18 protein-coding genes are annotated in these 17,060 nt (G+C 48.2%); 2 read left to right on the top strand and 16 right to left on the bottom strand.

What is annotated here, in order from left to right; all coding sequences use genetic code 11:
• Positions 1-36: 36 nt before the first annotated feature.
• From ACKKE8_RS09615 to ACKKE8_RS09540, 16 genes are all read right to left on the bottom strand, one after another.
• Positions 37-288, bottom strand: coding sequence for a DUF2164 domain-containing protein (locus ACKKE8_RS09615; protein WP_087345418.1), 252 nt, complete (start codon positions 286-288; stop codon positions 37-39).
• Positions 289-414: 126 nt separating this feature from the next.
• Positions 415-1,128: an ABC transporter ATP-binding protein gene (locus ACKKE8_RS09610; protein WP_409177974.1), complete on the bottom strand. Its 714-nt coding sequence runs from the start codon at positions 1,126-1,128 to the stop codon at positions 415-417.
• Position 1,129: 1 nt separating this feature from the next.
• Entirely contained in the window at positions 1,130-1,891 is a 762-nt protein-coding gene (locus ACKKE8_RS09605) for an ABC transporter ATP-binding protein (RefSeq protein ID WP_017251089.1), read from the bottom strand.
• A 1-nt stretch (position 1,892) separates the two neighbouring features.
• Positions 1,893-2,864, bottom strand: coding sequence for a branched-chain amino acid ABC transporter permease (locus tag ACKKE8_RS09600; protein WP_409177973.1), 972 nt, complete (start codon positions 2,862-2,864; stop codon positions 1,893-1,895).
• 5 nt (positions 2,865-2,869) lie between these two features.
• Positions 2,870-3,736 carry a branched-chain amino acid ABC transporter permease gene (locus ACKKE8_RS09595; protein WP_409177972.1) on the bottom strand — a complete coding sequence of 289 codons (867 nt, stop codon included), beginning with the start codon at positions 3,734-3,736 and terminating at the stop codon, positions 2,870-2,872.
• A 148-nt stretch (positions 3,737-3,884) separates the two neighbouring features.
• Positions 3,885-5,072, bottom strand: a complete 1,188-nt coding sequence (locus ACKKE8_RS09590; protein ID WP_409177971.1) for an ABC transporter substrate-binding protein — start codon at positions 5,070-5,072, stop codon at positions 3,885-3,887.
• A 182-nt stretch (positions 5,073-5,254) separates the two neighbouring features.
• Positions 5,255-5,572, bottom strand: a complete 318-nt coding sequence (gene trxA, locus ACKKE8_RS09585) for a thioredoxin (protein ID WP_007722428.1) — start codon at positions 5,570-5,572, stop codon at positions 5,255-5,257.
• Between the two features lie 141 nt (positions 5,573-5,713).
• On the bottom strand, positions 5,714-5,980 hold the full coding sequence (locus tag ACKKE8_RS09580) for a hypothetical protein (RefSeq protein ID WP_409177970.1): 267 nt from the start codon (positions 5,978-5,980) through the stop codon (positions 5,714-5,716).
• A gap of 109 nt (positions 5,981-6,089) precedes the next feature.
• Positions 6,090-7,049, bottom strand: coding sequence for an electron transfer flavoprotein subunit alpha/FixB family protein (locus ACKKE8_RS09575; protein WP_409177969.1), 960 nt, complete (start codon positions 7,047-7,049; stop codon positions 6,090-6,092).
• A gap of 20 nt (positions 7,050-7,069) precedes the next feature.
• Positions 7,070-7,837, bottom strand: a complete 768-nt coding sequence (locus ACKKE8_RS09570) for an electron transfer flavoprotein subunit beta/FixA family protein (protein WP_409177968.1) — start codon at positions 7,835-7,837, stop codon at positions 7,070-7,072.
• A gap of 52 nt (positions 7,838-7,889) precedes the next feature.
• Positions 7,890-8,663 (bottom strand): enoyl-CoA hydratase, encoded by a 774-nt coding sequence (locus ACKKE8_RS09565; RefSeq protein WP_409177967.1) that lies wholly within the window; start codon positions 8,661-8,663, stop codon positions 7,890-7,892.
• Positions 8,664-8,781: 118 nt separating this feature from the next.
• Positions 8,782-9,372 (bottom strand): TetR/AcrR family transcriptional regulator, encoded by a 591-nt coding sequence (locus tag ACKKE8_RS09560; protein ID WP_409177966.1) that lies wholly within the window; start codon positions 9,370-9,372, stop codon positions 8,782-8,784.
• Between the two features lie 151 nt (positions 9,373-9,523).
• A complete protein-coding gene (locus ACKKE8_RS09555; RefSeq protein ID WP_409177965.1) occupies positions 9,524-11,224 on the bottom strand; it encodes a long-chain-fatty-acid--CoA ligase in 1,701 nt (566 codons plus the stop codon).
• Between the two features lie 206 nt (positions 11,225-11,430).
• Positions 11,431-12,420, bottom strand: coding sequence for an LCP family protein (locus tag ACKKE8_RS09550; protein WP_409177964.1), 990 nt, complete (start codon positions 12,418-12,420; stop codon positions 11,431-11,433).
• Between the two features lie 53 nt (positions 12,421-12,473).
• Positions 12,474-13,649 carry an acetyl-CoA C-acetyltransferase gene (locus ACKKE8_RS09545; protein ID WP_409177963.1) on the bottom strand — a complete coding sequence of 392 codons (1,176 nt, stop codon included), beginning with the start codon at positions 13,647-13,649 and terminating at the stop codon, positions 12,474-12,476.
• A 65-nt stretch (positions 13,650-13,714) separates the two neighbouring features.
• Positions 13,715-14,638 carry a 50S ribosomal protein L11 methyltransferase gene (locus ACKKE8_RS09540; protein WP_409177962.1) on the bottom strand — a complete coding sequence of 308 codons (924 nt, stop codon included), beginning with the start codon at positions 14,636-14,638 and terminating at the stop codon, positions 13,715-13,717.
• A gap of 429 nt (positions 14,639-15,067) precedes the next feature.
• Between ACKKE8_RS09540 and csaB the strand changes: the two genes are divergently transcribed.
• Complete coding sequence (gene csaB, locus ACKKE8_RS09535; protein ID WP_409177961.1) at positions 15,068-16,165, top strand: polysaccharide pyruvyl transferase CsaB; 1,098 nt, start codon at positions 15,068-15,070, stop codon at positions 16,163-16,165.
• Positions 16,166-16,189: 24 nt separating this feature from the next.
• Complete coding sequence (locus ACKKE8_RS09530) at positions 16,190-17,041, top strand: class I SAM-dependent methyltransferase (protein ID WP_409177960.1); 852 nt, start codon at positions 16,190-16,192, stop codon at positions 17,039-17,041.
• The last annotated feature ends 19 nt before the right edge of the window (positions 17,042-17,060 follow it).

Raw genomic sequence — 17,060 nt, 5'->3', positions numbered from 1 at the left:
CTGCTCCCTCCTCTTTGCTCTATATCTGCCTTGCATCTATTTGTTCTTGTGAATTGGCTTTTCCAATACATACAGTTCATCTTCTAAGGAACTCATCCGTTCCATCAGCAGCTTGCGGCTGTCTTGCACCCCTTGATTGTAATAGAAGGGACCAAGCTCTTTCGAAAAAAAGGCAATCAACTCTTCCGTCTCCAAATTGCCGAGTGTCTCCGACCGTTCTTCTTTAAAATAGCGCTGTACTTGATGAACAAGATATTCCATTTGCTCTCTCGTCAATTTGGTTGGCATCGTATCCGGCTTCCTTCCCTTTTTCGCATCATAAGAGAATATACGTTCTATCCTTCATAGTACCATGGAATCAATACGAAAAAAACTGCCGCCTCATTCCATGGCGACAGTTTTTTTACAGGCAGACTAGTGCTTGCGACCTCCCAAATATGCTTCTTTTACACGCTCGTCGTTTAACAACGCTTCTCCTGTGCCGTCCAATACGATTTGTCCTGCCTCCAGTACATACCCGTAATCAGCGATTTTGAGGGCCTGTTTGACATTTTGCTCTACGATGAGGACGGTTGTACCTTCCGCATTGATTTCTTTGATCACCTTGAAAATGTCCGCCACCACGATGGGAGCCAAGCCCATCGAAGGCTCATCCAAAAGCAGCAGCTTCGGTCGAGACATCAATGCGCGAGCAATAGCTAGCATTTGCTGCTGACCACCAGACATCGTCCCCCCCAATTGGGAAAGCCGTTCCTTAAGGATGGGAAACCAGGTCATCATCTTCTCCATGTCGTCCTTGATGCCTTGCGCATCATTGCGCTGGAATGCGCCCATCTCCAGGTTTTCCAGCACGGTCATTTTCCCGAGGATCGCACGCCCTTCTGGTACCAACGCCAGTCCAGCTTTCACGATCTGATGAGGTCTCGACCCCTCTATACGTTGACCACAAAACGTAATCGTCCCTGCTCCAGGCTTCAGTTGACCTGCGATCGTACGCATGGTTGTAGTTTTGCCCGCTCCGTTCGCCCCGATTAACGAGACGATTTTGCCCTCAGGCACTTCCAGTGTTATCCCACGAATCGCCTTGATTTGACCGTAGGAGGTCGTCAAGTTTTGTATGTTCAGCATCTTATTCGTCCTCCTTGCCGAGGTAGGCTTCGATCACATCTGGATTGTTTTGTACCTCTGCCGGGGTACCGTCAGCAATTTTGACCCCAAAGTTGATACATACGACCTTTTCACACAGGTTCATAACCAATCCCATATCATGTTCGACCAACAGGACAGTCGTCCCGTCATCGCGAATTTTTTTGACCAGCTCCATGAGCGCTTTCGTCTCAGTCTCGATCATTCCGGCAGCAGGCTCGTCCAACAGCAAAAGCTTTGGCTCAGTAGCCAGTGCCCGTGCAATCTCCAAACGCCGTTGTTGACCGTATGCCAATGTATCCGAGCGCACATCAGCAATGTCAGACAAGCCTACGAATTCGAGGAGCTCCTCTGCTTTTTTGGTAACTGCCTTTTCTTCCGCACGTTGTCCGGGTGTTTTCAAAAGGGAAGCCCAGAAGCCTGCCTTCATGCGCGAATGACATCCTACCTTCACGTTGTCCAGCGCACTCATGTGACCAAATAAGCGAATATTTTGGAACGTCCTCGCAATCCCCATTTCGGTAATTTTGTTAGGCGCCACTCCATTTAGCTTTTGTCCGGCAAAAGAAAAGGTACCCGTCGTTGGTTCGAATATGCCCGTTGCCATATTGAAAATGGTCGTTTTTCCCGCACCATTCGGACCAATCAAGCCGACAATTTCGCCCTCTCCAACAGTAAAAGAAACGTCACGAAGAGCGGTGATGCCGCCAAAGCTTTTTCCTACGTTCGCAAGTTCCAGCAACATCCTATACTCCCCCCTTCGCTTCCTCGTCCGATGACTTGCCCCGACGACGCTTGAACAGCTTTTGGAACGTATCAGCACCGATCAAGCCATGCGGACGGAACGCCATTACACCGACCATGATCAAACCGTACATGAGCATTTTGTACTCGGCCAAACCACGCAGTACCTCCGGCAGTGCTGTCAAAACCAAGGCACCAAACAGCGGCCCCCATACCACCTCGCTGCCGCCGATCACGGCATAAGACAGAATCTCTACGACTTTATGATAGTTAAAATCATCTGGCGTAATGGTCGTCGTAATGTGGGCGAACAATCCTCCACACACCCCTGCCAAAATTGAACCGATCACAAAAGCAAGCATCTTATAATAGTTGACTTGCAATCCCATCGCTCGTGCCGCCGTTTCATCTGCTTTGATCGCTTCAAAAGCACGTCCGAGACGCGAACGGTTCAGACGCAGCGTCAGGAAAAGCACGAAGGCAAACAGGAGCAGCATAAACACAAAGGTCGATAATGACTTCATTTGCATAACCGAAATGCCGAAGGTTTGCGCTTTTAACCCCATTGCTTTTTCAAAATCGTATAAGTAATTGCCAATCGATTGAAGTCCGGTCAGTCCGAGGGCGCCATTTGTAATTTCCATATTGAGAAAAATAACGCGGATCACTTCACCAAAGCCAAGCGTAGCAATTGCCAGGTACAAGCCGTGGAGCTTCAATGTCGGAGCACCGATCAAGAGTGCAATCAGCCCAGCCGCCAGTCCCCCGATTATGATAGCGATAAACAGAGGCATGTCCGCTTGCTTCGTCAAAATACTCGCCGTAAAAGCACCAATGCTCATAAAGCCCGCATGTCCCAAGGAAAGCTGGCCTGTCGAGAGCGTAATGTAAATACTGATCGCCAAAATACTGTTTAACAAGATAAAAGTCAGTACCTGTAAGTTATATGGATTGAGAATGTCCAATGTCTGCACCTCCCTTACGCTTTGCGTCCAAATAGTCCTTCCGGCTTCAAGAGTAAAATGAGAATGATCAAGCCAAAAGCAACCGCGTCCCGATACGATGAGTCTCCATACGCGACGGTAAACACCTCGATAATCCCGAGCAATACGCCACACACCATGGCCCCAGGAATGCTGCCTACCCCGCCTAAAATCAACACAGCCAAACCTTTGAAGCCAAGTGTCATCCCCATCGTCGGAACGAGAGCAGAGTACGCCATCCCGATCAATATGCCGGCGACACCTCCCAGTGCCGAAGCAAGCATGACGGTCACGACAATGACCATATTCGTGTTAATCCCCAAAATATTTGCTGTATCCGTATTTTCAGCAGTCGCGCGAATGGCTTTTCCCATTTTCGTTTTTTGAATCCAAAAATGCAGGACGAACATCAGCAACACAGAAATCCCTAAAATAACGAGATCGACGCTGCGAATTTGAATGAGCCCCAAGTCAAAAGTGGTATCCCCAAAGGATTGTGGGAAAGCACGGGAGTCAGCACCGAAAAACTTGTGCATGGCTTCCTCCATCAAAATGGCAAATCCGATCGTACTGATCAAGGATGCCAGATGGGGTACATTTTTTTTACGAAGTGGGCGAAGCGCTGTATACTCCAGCACAAGACCCAAAATGGCCGATATCACGACCGCCACAATTAGCGCTACCCCTAAAGGCATATTCAGGCTGGTCATCAATACCAAGCCAACCAGTGATCCAAAAATAAAAATTTGGCCGTGTGCCATATTAATGATTCCCAAGACACCAAAAATGAGCGTATAGCCCAATGCAATCAATGAATAAGTGCTACCAACTGTCAAACCGTTGACTAATTGCTGCCAAAACAAATGCCTCACCTCACTGTTAAGTGGTTAACATCCAACGATGATTGCGTTATTCTCGCTGGATCAGCAAGCGAAGAACATGATCTGGTACTTTCTGATCCAGCGAGATAACGGATAGAAAAAGAGGCCCGGAGCGACCCCGGGCACAATCCTATTCAAACGGGACGAATTTGCCTTCTTTTGCGACAACGACAACCGCATCACCAATCGGATTGCGTTTCTCGTCAAAAGACAGTTTGCCGGATACACCTGTGAAGTCTTTCAGCTGAGCCAATTGTCCGCGCAGCTCTTCGCGATCTGCCTTTCCTGCGGCAAGCAGTGACTGTGACATGATATACAGCGAGTCGTATGCTTGGGCTGCGAATTGGTCAGGCTTTTTGTTGTATTTGGCTTCGAATGCCTTTACGAAGGCTTGTACTTTATCATCTTTCTTTTCAGGGCTGAATGGAGTCGCAACGATCAAACCTTCAGCAGTTGGACCTGCAATTTCAAAAACTTTTGGATTATTGAAACCATTCCCACCAAGAATTGTCCCTGTAAAGCCCAACTCACGTGCTTTTTTCACAACCATGGAGCCTTCTTTGTATAAAGCGGACACAAGCAAAGCGTCTGGGTTTGTTTGCTTCAGCTTGGTCAATTGTGCTGAGAAATCCACATCGCCATTTGCGAATGTCGCTTCACCTGTAATCTCCAGGCCCAGCTTTTCAGCGGTGGCTTTCATGACCTTGTAACCATTCACGGAGAAATCATCGTTAGAAGCGTGGATGAGTGCTACTTTTTTCAAGCCATTTTTCTCCACGGCTGCTTTCATAGCTGTCGGGATCGCAATGGACTCAGGCAAAGAATTGCGGAACACATACTCCCCGATATCATTGATTCCTTCTGACGTGTTGGAGATACCAAAAATCGGAGTTTCCGCCTCGTTTGCAACTGGTCCTGCCGCAAACATTTCACCAGAAAGGGTCGGTCCGATGATCGCCACGACATTATCCTGATTAATCAGTTTATTTACCGCATTAATCGCGCCTTCTTTTTCTCCGGCGGAGTCTTCAAACTTCAGTTCGATCTTGAGCTTGCCTTTGTTGGCTTCATTCAGCTCGCCCAACGCCAGCTCCAATCCTGCTTTTTGTGCTTCTCCATAGGCTGCGCCAGATCCTGAGAGGAAACCAACGACACCGATTTTTGCTTGAATCTCTTGTCCATCGGTGCTAGCTGCTTGTCCGGAGCCACCTTCTCCCGCTGCAGGAGCACTTGTATTTCCTCCGCTCGAACATCCGACCATCAATACCGCCCCTAGCGAGATCGCCGCCAGCGAGCGCATCAAATGAAATCCCTTCATTAGAAAAGCCCCCTCTATTATCGAAATAAATTGAATATATGAAGTTTAATCAAAGTATTCTAAAAACGCAATTATTTTCGCTCAAGTAAACTTAATTTTTTGACAAACGATCGTTCAGAATTCCGTATCCAAACATAAAAAAAGCGGCATATTGCTATGCCGCTTCACTTATTGCTTTGCGATTACAGATGTTTGCCTACAGTAGCCATGAGCGCTTCTTTTGGTTGGAAGCCGATCACTTTGTCAACTGGTTGACCGTCTTTGAATACGATCAGGGTTGGGATGGACATTACGCCAAAACGACCAGCAGAATCTGGGTTGTCATCCACGTTTACTTTGACGATTTTGAGCTGGGAGCCCACTTCACCGTCGATTTGCTCCAGTACCGGAGCGATCATTTTGCAAGGGCCGCACCATGGAGCCCAGAAGTCAACCAGGACTGTACCGCCTTGCTCTACTTCCTGGGAAAAGTTTTGATCGGTAGCATTTACAATTGCCATGAGAAGTTACCTCCTTGAATTTCAATTGCTAAATAAAGGTTCCTAACGGTTATCAGTATATCATTCAAACACCAAATTGACTACGCCGCTCCACACTTTGCCCTGCACTTCTCGCTATAGTCTGTCCAGTCTGTCCGCACCTTATTGCCCGTCTTGTTTTATCCGGTTGATCTCCCGTTCGTGATCGCTGACTTTCCGATGCAGGAGATCAAGGTCTGCATCGATATGTTTATTTTGGCGTTCCAATCTGTCTAATCGGCGCGTAGCGTCATCGCGGAATTCGTACATCTCCTCACAAAAATCATACATCTCTTTCTTAAACTCGCGTAGCTCCTGCTGCGTTTCTTTAACCACTCGATTATTTTCCGCCACCATGTGAATCAGTTGTTGCAAAAGCTCCTCACTCATCCCGATCACCTCTCCTTACCCCCTATTATACCAAGCAAGGAAAGTATAAAGTAAGCCTTGCGGACAAAAAAAAGCGCCCCATAAGGAGCGCCAAGTCATCGTCTACATGTTATACCAATACTTTTTTAAACTCAGCCGTCAGCAATGGCAGCACTTCGAACAGGTCACCTACGATACCGTAATCAGCCACTTGGAAGATTGGCGCTTCCGGATCTTTGTTGATGGCAACAATGACTTTCGAGCTGGACATACCAGCCAAGTGCTGAATCGCTCCCGAAATCCCGCATGCGATATACAGATCAGGTGTAACAACCTTACCTGTCTGTCCGATCTGCATGGAGTAATCGCAATAGTCTGCGTCGCAAGCACCACGAGATGCACCAACAGCTGCACCGAGTACTTCCGCCAGATCGTACAACGGCTGGAAGCCTTCTGCACTCTTCACTCCGCGTCCACCGGAAATCACGACTTTTGCTTCAGAAAGGTCTACTTTGCCGCTTGTTTTTCTTACAACGTCTTTTACGATCGTGCGCAAATCCTTGATATCCAATTCAACTGGTACCACCACTGCCGTTTTCGAAGGGTCAGCAGCGCCGATGGCAATGTTGTTTGGACGAATCGTAATAAATGTTGTTCCATCAACGAATTTGCGTGTTTGCGTCGCTTTTCCTGCATAGATCGGGCGAACAAATACTGGTCCCGCTTCTACACTTGTTACGTCCGAAACCAGACCGTAACCGAGTCTCGCTGCTACGCGAGGTGCGATGTCACGACCGATCGCGGTGTGCCCCAAAACAACTGCATCTGGAGAAGCCAGCTCAATCAATTGCGTGAGTGCCTGCACATACGCATCTGGCGTATACTGTGCCAACGCTGCATGATCAGCCGTATATACCGTGCTCGCACCGTGATGACCCAATGTCACTGCATGCGTTGCTGCATCTGCTCCGAATACACCTGCTACAATTTCGCCGCCCTCAGCCAATACTTGTGCTGCAGTCAATGCTTCCAGCGACACGTTGCGAAGTTGTCCGTCACGTACTTCTGCCAAAACAAGTACTTTTTTCATGGATATCCTCTCCCTCTCGCTTAGATCACTTTCGCTTCATTGCGCAACAGTTGCACCAATTCCGACGTTTGAGCTGCCAATTCGCCAGAGAGAATGCGACCCGCCTGTTTTTTCGGAGGCAATGTCTGATCGACGATTTCTGTCTTTGCTTTTACCTCATCCGCAGTGATTCCCAAATCGTCTGCGCCGAGTCTATCCAATGGTTTTTTCTTCGCTTTCATGATCCCTGGGAGAGAAGGATAGCGCGGCTCGTTGAGTCCTTGCTGAGCCGTAATCAAAACAGGAAGGCTCGTCTCCACGACTTCCAGGTCCCCTTCTACATCGCGCTCTACACGTACGTTCGCCCCGTCCACCTCTAGCTTCACAGCAGTCGATACATGGTTAATTCCCAGTTCTTCTGCCAGACGAGGACCGCCTTGGCCAGCCCCGGAGTCTACAGCCATTTGTCCACCAATGATGATATCGAAGCCAACCTTTTTCGCTACGGCAGCCAATACTTTGGCGATCGTGAATTCGTCTCCGAACAGAGACTCGTCATCCACCAGAACAGCCTTGTCTGCGCCCATTGCCAAAGCAGTGCGCAGTGCACTTTCAGCACGATCTGGGCCGACGCTGATCACAGTTACTTCGCCGCCGTGCTCTTCCTTGAGCTTGATTGCCTCTTCTACAGCGTACTCATCGTAGGGATTAATGATGAATTCAACGCCATCTTCGGAAATTTGTCCGTTTTGGATGACGATTTTTTCTTCTGTGTCAAACGTCTGTTTCAACACAACCACGATATTCATCAGGATGCCTCCTCCTTAGTGGTACCTCATACTTGTGAAGCGATATGCTTAACTACCGATCTGCGAATTGCGGCTTGCGCTTTTCCAGAAAAGCAGTCACGCCTTCTTTTACGTCCTCCGTAGCGAATGCATCACCAAATAGCTTTGCTTCTTGCTCCAAGCCTTGTGACAACGAAAGCTCAGTTGTGTTATGGATGGACGCTAGGGCAAACTTCAGGGTAATCGCGCTCTTACTTGCGAAAACAGCTGCCAGCTTTTGCGCTTCTGCAAGCAACTGCTCTACGGGATAAACCGCTTCCACAAGACCGATACGAAAAGCTTCCTCGCCACCGATCATCTCAGATGTGAGAATCATTTGTGTCGCTTTGCCACGCCCAACCAAACGTGGTAGACGTTGCGTACCACCGTAGCCAGGAATGAGTCCGAGATTCAACTCAGGCAGCCCGAGCTTGGCTTCAGGTGCTGCGAAGCGGATATGGCATGCCAACGCAAGCTCCAATCCTCCGCCTAGGCAAGCGCCGTTAATTGCTGCAATGATTGGCTTCGGGAACGTTTCCAAGCGATTGAACAATGCTTGACCCTTCTTCGCCATTTCTTCCGCATTATCCCGATTCAGTTGGGTAAATTCTTTGATGTCCGCTCCTGCAATGAAAAACCGACCTTCACCAGTCAAAACGATTGCTTTGATCTCATCGTTATTTTCCCACTGGTCCAAAAGTTCACTCAATTGACCGAGCACTGCTTGACTGAGTGCGTTAGCAGGCGGGTTGCTAATCGTAACCGTAGCAACGCGATCAACGATTTCTACATTCCAATGCGACGCCATTCCTCTCCCCCCAAACTCTCCCCATATATAAAAACAGCTACTTTTTCATTCCGAGCGATCGCTCAGTCTTACTGTTTCCATTGTAACAAACGTTTTCATCCAAAAAAAGCTTTTCTTTTCATTCTTTTCCCTTCATACCAAGCAGGAAGAGGTTATGAATGGAATCAACATAAGAGACAAGGTCGTACTTGCACTGTTTCATCACCCAAGATGTCGTCACTTCGTCCAGCGTTCCAAAAATCATTTTGCGCGTAATCCGCACCTCGAGATCGGATCGGAATACACCCTGTTCCATACCCTCTACGATCACTTCGTCAATGAGGTTAAAATACTGCTTCATCACGTTGCCGATTCCTTCACTAATGATCGGACTGGATTGGCGTAGCTCGATTTGCGTCACTTTTGCCAAATCATGGTCCATGGATAGCTGGCTCAAGTGTGCATGAATGAGTACATACAGCTTTTGCTCAATGGTCGTCACTTCCGAAATGCGTTTGCGATTTGTCTCCACAAACTGGCCCATCTTTTCGTTAAACAGTGAAATCAAAATATCATCCTTGTTTTCAAAATAGAGGTATATGGTGCCGTCTGCTACCTTCGCCTCTTTCGCAATTTTCGATACCTGGGCACTGTAATAGCCCTGTTTGGCGATTACTCGAACAGCAGCATCAATAATGGCTTGATACTTTTCCCCCGTTTTCTTTGCCATAACTACCTCCATGTTTACTAACATTGATGATGAAATGAATGATCATTCATTCATAATTAGTGTAATACAGGGCCACTCCTCTGTCAATCGCAAGAAGTCAGCAAAAAAGGCCGCTTTCCGCCTGGGATCGCAAGCCTCAAAACATCAGCTACTAGCTCGTTTTGATTTCTTCCTGGGCATCTCTTTTCTTCTTGTCTTCTTCTTGTAATTGACGACGCAATACTTTTCCGACCATGGTTTTGGGCAAATCTGTACGAATCTCGTATTGTCTCGGAATCTTATAGGCGGCGAGCCTCTGTCTGCAATGCGCTTCCAGATCGTCTTCACTCGCGAGCTGACCATCCTTGAAAACGACGAATGCTTTGACTGTTTCGCCCCGGTACGGATCTGGGACACCGATGACTGCTGCCTCCTGGATGGCGGGATGCTCAAACAGTACTTCTTCTACTTCGCGCGGATAAATATTGAAGCCACCAGCTATAATCATGTCTTTTTTGCGATCTACGATATAAAAATAGCCGTTTTCGTCCATATAGCCCATATCTCCCGTCAAAAACCAGCCATCCTTTAGTACGGCAGCGGTATCCTCTGGGCGATTCCAATAGCCGAGCATGACTTGAGGTCCTTTTACGGCCAACTCCCCGACCTCGCCTTGGGGCATCTCATCTCCCGTTGCCGTATCCACAATTCGGCAATCCGTATCTGGCCACGGCATTCCGATGCTGCCCGTAATGCCTTTTTCCCAAATGGGATTGGAATGTGTTACGGGAGAAGCCTCCGTCATCCCATAGCCCTCAACCAGCTTGCCGCCCGTCAACTCTTCGAATTTGAGCTTGACTTCGATCGGCAACGGAGCTGATCCACTGACACATGCGTCGATGGAAGAAAGATCATGCTTCTTCAAGTCCGGGTGGTTGATTAAACCGATATACATGGTTGGTGCCCCTGGGAAAAGAGTAGGCTTGCGCTTGTCGATCATTTCAAATATTTGTTTCACGTCGAATTTGGGAACGAGAATAATTTCTGCTGCGATACAAATGCCTTTGTTCATCACGGTAGTCATCCCATACACGTGGAACAGTGGGAGCACACACAAAATCCGTTCCTTTCCCTTTTTCAGCTTGTAAAGGACCGCTTGGCACTGGACTGCATTCGCAATGAGATTGGCGTGCGTCAGCATGACGCCTTTGGCAACACCTGTTGTCCCCCCTGTATACTGGAGGAGCGCGATGTCCTGGGTCGGATCGACTGGTACTTCTACAGGCTTGGTAGCGCTTTCTTTTAATACGGAAAGAAAAGGCTCAATATCTGCGTTGTATGTAACCTGCGGATTTTGTCCTTGTTTCTTCTGCACGAACGGATATAGCCATTTTTTCAATAAGGGAAGGAAATCGCCAATACTTGTGATGATAATTCGTTGAAGTGAGGTAGATGCACGGACTTGGTTAACACGTTTGTACAACAAATCCAGTGTGATGATGGTCTCGGCGCCTGAATCGTTCATTTGGTGAATCAATTCTCGCTCGGTATACAGCGGGTTGGTCATGACCACGATCGCGCCTGCAAAAAGCGCCCCGTAGTAGCTGATGACGGCTTGAGGAGTATTTGGTAGCATAATCGCCACGCGGTCACCTTTCTTTACACCGCGCTTGATCAATGCATTGGCAAATTGGTATGACAACTGCAAAAGCTCTCGATACGTAATGCTTTTTCCCATGAAATAGATCGCGTTACTGTCTGGAAACATAGCTGCAGACTGCTCCAGAAAATGCGTCAAAGGAACACGGGGGTAATCCAATGACGGCGCAGTTTCGGGCGGGTAATTGGCAATCCAAGGCTTGGCATTTGACATGGTCATTCCCTCCATCCCTTAAATGGCCTTGCCTCTCCCTATGATCTACATTCATAATCTCTTCCTAATGACTATTGTATTCGAAACATATTCAATTTTCCAACTAAAATCATGTATTTTCCTTTTTTAGGAAAAAGCTATTCGAAGAAAAAAAGGACAAAGCCCATGATGAAAGCCGTGTCCTTTGCCCTTATGCTCTCCGTATTTTATGGCGTTACTTCCTTGATAATTTTCTGGCGTGCTCTTTCCCGTTCAGATGTGGGGACGAGATGATACCAGCCAACGATCCCATTATGCCAAATGCGCTCATCCTGCCCGACCAATGTATCAGCTTGAATGGAGTTCGGAGTGCCATCGCCATAGGACAATAACAGAGAGGCGATTTCCTGCTCAGTGAGGTCCGTTTTGACATGCTGACCCAGTATTTCCATGAGTGAAAATGCCTTGGTATACACTTGGAGAGAGGTGCCTTTTGAAGCCAATGCTTTGAGAATCTCCTGCTGTCGGTCAATCCGCATGTAATCACTGTCTTCCTTGCCTAAATCACTTTTTCGATAACGGGCGTAATCCAATGCCTGCTCTCCTGATAAAGTCTGCAGCCCTGGTTGAATGTCAATGTACGTGTCGTCGCTCGGATCGCTGTACTTCATTCGTTTCTTCACATCGACAGTGACACCTCCCAGCTCGTCCACAATTTGACGGAAGCCATCGAAATCTACGGAGATATACCGATCAATTTTTATCTGTAAAAATTTTTCCAGCGACTCTTTCACCATCTTTGGACCACCAAAAGCCATCGCATGGTTCACTTTGTCGTATCCTTTTCCCGGGAGCTCCATGTAGCTGTCACGCGGAATCGCCAAAAGGTAGACGGATTGCTTCCCGGGATGAATCGCCGCAAGCATCATTGTATCTGAACGTGCACTTTCCCCGTCTCGACTATCCACACCAAGAAGCAGGGCGACGAAAGGCTTCAACGGTTCTGTTCCTGGCAAAAGATCACGTGGAGGAAGGGAAGCAGCTGCCTGCTTTGCGCTCCCTTTGGCTCCATCAATCGGAGCATACCACTGATTTGTCATTTGCTTATATTGATAGGCACTGTAGGCAACCAGCAGCAACGCCCCGATCACTAAACAGGATAAGGTATGAAACGCAATCTGTTTTCCATGTCGCTTGAAAAATGACCATATAAACATGACAAAGCCTCCCCCTTTGCTTCCATTTTTAACAGGGGAGACTTCGTTTAAACCTACGTGCGTTCGACAACCATTGCCATACCCATCCCGCCACCAACACAAAGGGCAGCCAAGCCTCGTTTCAGCTGTCGCCGCTTCATTTCGTGCAGCAAGGTTATGACAATTCGGCAGCCAGTAGAACCGACAGGGTGACCCAGCGCGATGCCGCTTCCGTTCACATTCGTTATTTCCCGCGGCAGCTCCAGCAGTTTTTCCACAGCGAGGTATTGCGCAGCAAAGGCTTCGTTTACTTCGATCAGTTCGATATCCGCGAGCGTCAAACCGGCTTTTGCCAATGCTCGCTTCACTGCTGGAACGGGTCCATATCCCATCAAATCAGGCTCTACCCCCGCTACCGCCCACGAGACAATTCTGCCGAGTGGTTCGATCCCGAGCTCTCTCGCTTTTCCTTCTTTCATCAAAACGGCTGCGGACGCCCCATCGTTGAGACCGGAGGAATTGCCTGGCGTCACTGTACCATTGTCACGAAAACTGGGTCTTAGCTTCGCGAGACTTTCTAGGGTCACTCCCCTGCGAGGGAATTCGTCTTGCGTTACGATGATTTCTTCGCCGCGCTTTTTAATGGGGACCCCGATGATTTCCTCGGCAAACAAACCGCTGTCTATGGCTTGGATCGCATTGTGCTGACTGCGCAAGGCAATTTCATCCGACTCCTCACGCGTGATCCCATAACGATCGACCAGACGTTCTGCCGTCTCGCCCATCAGGATTTGATGGTGAGGGTCTGTTAACAACTCCCACATCGAGTCGGTCATTTCCCCATGTGTCAATCGTTTGCCCCAACGCGCATTTTTCAGGACATACGGGGCATTGCTCATGCTCTCTACGCCGCCTGCCAAGACGATTTCACTGTCGCCTAAAAGAATTTGGGAAGCGCCGCTCACAATCGCTTGCATGCCGGAAGCACATTGACGTTGAATCGTGAAGCCCGTCACTTCTTTCCCCAACCCTGCATCCAATGCTGCGACTCGCGCTATGTTTGGTTCGTCTGTCCGCTGAATGCAATTCCCTAAAATAACTTCATTGATCAAAGAAGCTTCCAGGCCAGATCGAGCCATAACACCACGAATGACGGTTTCTGCCAGCTTGCGAGCGCTTACATCTTTCAGGACGCCACCAAACGTACCGATTGGCGTACGTCCGGCAGTAGCAATGACAACCTGCTCCATTGGTTTTCCCCTCCATTGAGTACCCTATTTTCTTTATTATCTCACACGGAAGTTACAGGGCGGTTCTAAGCGATGTTTTTCAATACAACGGTGACCCATTCGTCTTGTTGACTTTCTTTCTCTACGTGGAAGCCTGCCTGTTCAAATGTGGCGATGACAGCTTCCCGATTCCATTCAACAATTCCCGAGAGAATCAAAATTCCTTCAGGTGCCATTCGCTCCGCAATCATCGGAAGCATCGCGACATTTTCATCGCCTCCGATATTGACCAGAATGACATCAGCTTGGTCAGGCAATTGACACTTCACTGCTTCCTCGCTCGCATTCCCAATCACGACTTGTACAGCGTGGTCAGGAAGGTGGTTATTCGTCGCATTGACGAGAACCTGATACTCGCTTTGTGGATTAATATCAACTGCCCATACAGGATGCTTCGCTCCATTCAAAGCGCAGTACAAAGAGAGAATTCCTGAGCCAGCTCCTACATCAATGACTTGCTTGCCCTCCAGATCCATTTCTTGCAAAAACAAAAGAATGTCCTGCGTCGTTCCATGATAGCCAGTTCCGAAGGCTGCACCTGGATCGATCCATAGGATATGCCGAGCCGACTCCAGCGCTGCGGGGTCCGTCCACGTTGGTGCCACCCACCAGTCGCCTATCTTGACTTCCCGGAACTCCTCTTTCCACGATTCATTTTCTTCAGCTACGAGTTCTACTTCTTTTATGGTGACTTGTCCATTCCAGCGTTGAATGTAGGTCTTCAGGCGAGCTACATGTTCCTCTTCACGATCGTGCTGGGGTTCAAACAAATAGCCAACAAGTGGACCTTCCGTATTTTCTGCGTAATCATATCCGTTTTCCGTTGTCAGTACTTCGATTTGTGGTTCGATCCAGCCAAGCGTGTAGGAGCTGGTCAAAACCTCTGCCACAAACAAATCCTCAATCTCTGGTTCCACTAGTAATGTGTATTTGAGCCACATGCTTTCCATGATGAAAAATGCTCCTTCCCTTTTGCTGTCATTCGCCCTTATTCTTGCGGACATCTATTACTCATATGTGGATGGCAAGGATGATAGAGAACATGGTATGATAGTAGAATGGACTATCACAACCGCAGGGAGGCTTACCATGTTTGACGAATTTTTTTACCGTCGCCGCAAAAATAAGGGACTTTTCATCGTCATGATTGCCCTCATCGTTCTTGGCATCGGCATGTTCGGTATGGGTTTCCTCTATATGTTCTCGTAAGTCGGAACAACACCATTATACCCTACGAACCGCGCTGCACCCACTGTATCTGTGCAAACAATTGGGGCGTGAAGTTTTCTACTGTGGTTGCTTTACTTCCCCTTGTTTACTCGATTATACTTGAGAATGTATTTTTCCTGTACGTTTGATATAGAAAGAAGGTTCACTCCATGTCGCGAATTCTCATCTCCGGGTACTACGGCTTTAATAATGCCGGAGACGATGTGGTCCTGTACGGCATCATCAGCTCTCTTAAGCGGGAACAACCAAATATCTCTCTCGCCGTCTTGTCCAATCAGCCTGATCGGACTGCGGAACTGTTTGGGATTGAAGCCTATAACCGCTGGAGCTTTGGAACCATCGTCCGCGAGCTTTCGCGAAGTGACATGCTGGTGATGGGCGGCGGTACACTGATGCAGGATGTAACCAGTCCGCGCAGTGTCCTCTACTATTTGGGCATCGTCACCATTGCCAAGCTTTTAGGTAAACCCGTGGTCTTTTACGCACAAGGATTTGGCCCCATCCTCAAATCGCTCAGTCGCACGATGATTAAACGCGTGGTGAATCACGTCAACATCATCACGGTTCGCGACTACGAATCAGGGGAGGACTTCAAAGCCTGCGGCGTAAAAAAAGCCCCTATCTATATAACAGCTGACCCTGCTCTGACGATATCCCCAGACGATATTGCAGATCAACGGGGAAATGAGCTGCTCCATGGTATGTTTGATGATCCTTCCAAACCTTTGGTCGCCATCTCTGTCCGGGACTGGAAGCAGGAACAGCAATTCAAACAGAAGATAGCCCGAGCAGCAGATTGGTTTATCATGCGCGGATGGAATGTTCTCTTCCTTCCGATGCATGTCCCTAGTGATTTGGCACCGTCCCAGGAAATCATGGACCAGATGAGCCAACCAGGAGCACGTCTTCTCGATGCGCCTGTGACTTTTCATGACATTATGTCGGTATTGAAGCAATGCAACTACGTCGTTGGTATGCGGCTTCACTCGCTTATTCTTGCGTGCATGCTGCGAATCCCGTTTATCGGCATCTCCTACGATCCGAAAATCGATCGATTCGTCGAACGCGCTGGAATGCCCAATGCTGGTCATATTACTCAACTCGATGAAACTACACTTTTGACCTTGCTCGCTGAAAAACTGGACAACCTCGATCACGAAATTGATGTGGTAACGAAGCATTCCCATCTGTTAGCGATCGAAGCTTCCAAAAGCAGTGAACTTGTTCTGCAGGCGCTGCGTAAATAAGGCTGACCTGGAAAGGAGGACATCATGTCCTTTTCTTCACAAGTGTTACTTGGTTTAAATCGATTATTTCCTCTCCCCGTTCACCCTTTCAATCTGGCAAACAACGGGGAAATGAGCTATACCGAATGGCAATTTCAAAAAGGGGATCAAACCATTCAGTTTTTCCTCCCCTTCCATTCACAGGAGCAAATGTTCCGTGACAAAACAGTTTTGGACATCGGCTGTGGCGGCGGGGGAAAAACCTGCTATTACGCCACCTATGGCCCGAAAAAAATGATCGGCATCGACATCGTCCCCCACTACGCGGAGGAAGGAAATGAATTCGCGAAGAAAAAAGGACTCGATCATCTTGTCTCCTTCATGACTGGTGATGCCGCGAGAATGGACTTCCCGGACAACACGTTCGATACGATCATCATGAATGACGCGATGGAGCACGTAGGCGAACCGGAAAAGACGCTGGAGGAATGCTTTCGGGTATTGAAGCCTGGCGGGCATCTCTACATCAATTTTCCGCCGTATTATCATCCATACGGTGCCCATTTGTCAGATGCGATCGGCATTCCTTGGGTGCATGCTCTCTTCTCGGAGCAAGCCTTGATTGATGCCTATAAAAAGCTAGTCCGTGACTTGCCAGACGGTTCTGACCGGATTGCTTTTCGTTTCGACAAGCTTCCTGATGGCAGAGATACGATCTCGTACATCAATCGCATGACGATCAAACGGTTTCGAAAAATTCAACAAGGCGTGGTACAGCCTGCTGTTTACCAGAAAGAGATTCCGTTGCGCAATCAGTTGCAGTCCTTGGCGAAATTACCTGCTACCCGTGAATTTTTCGTCAAAATGGTCGTATGTGTTTATCAAAAAGAGAAATAGCAAGATCACATAAAACCCC

Source organism: Brevibacillus fortis (assembly GCF_046196545.1).
Taxonomy (GTDB): domain Bacteria; phylum Bacillota; class Bacilli; order Brevibacillales; family Brevibacillaceae; genus Brevibacillus; species Brevibacillus fortis_A.
This window is presented reverse-complemented; position numbering and strand designations above follow the sequence as displayed.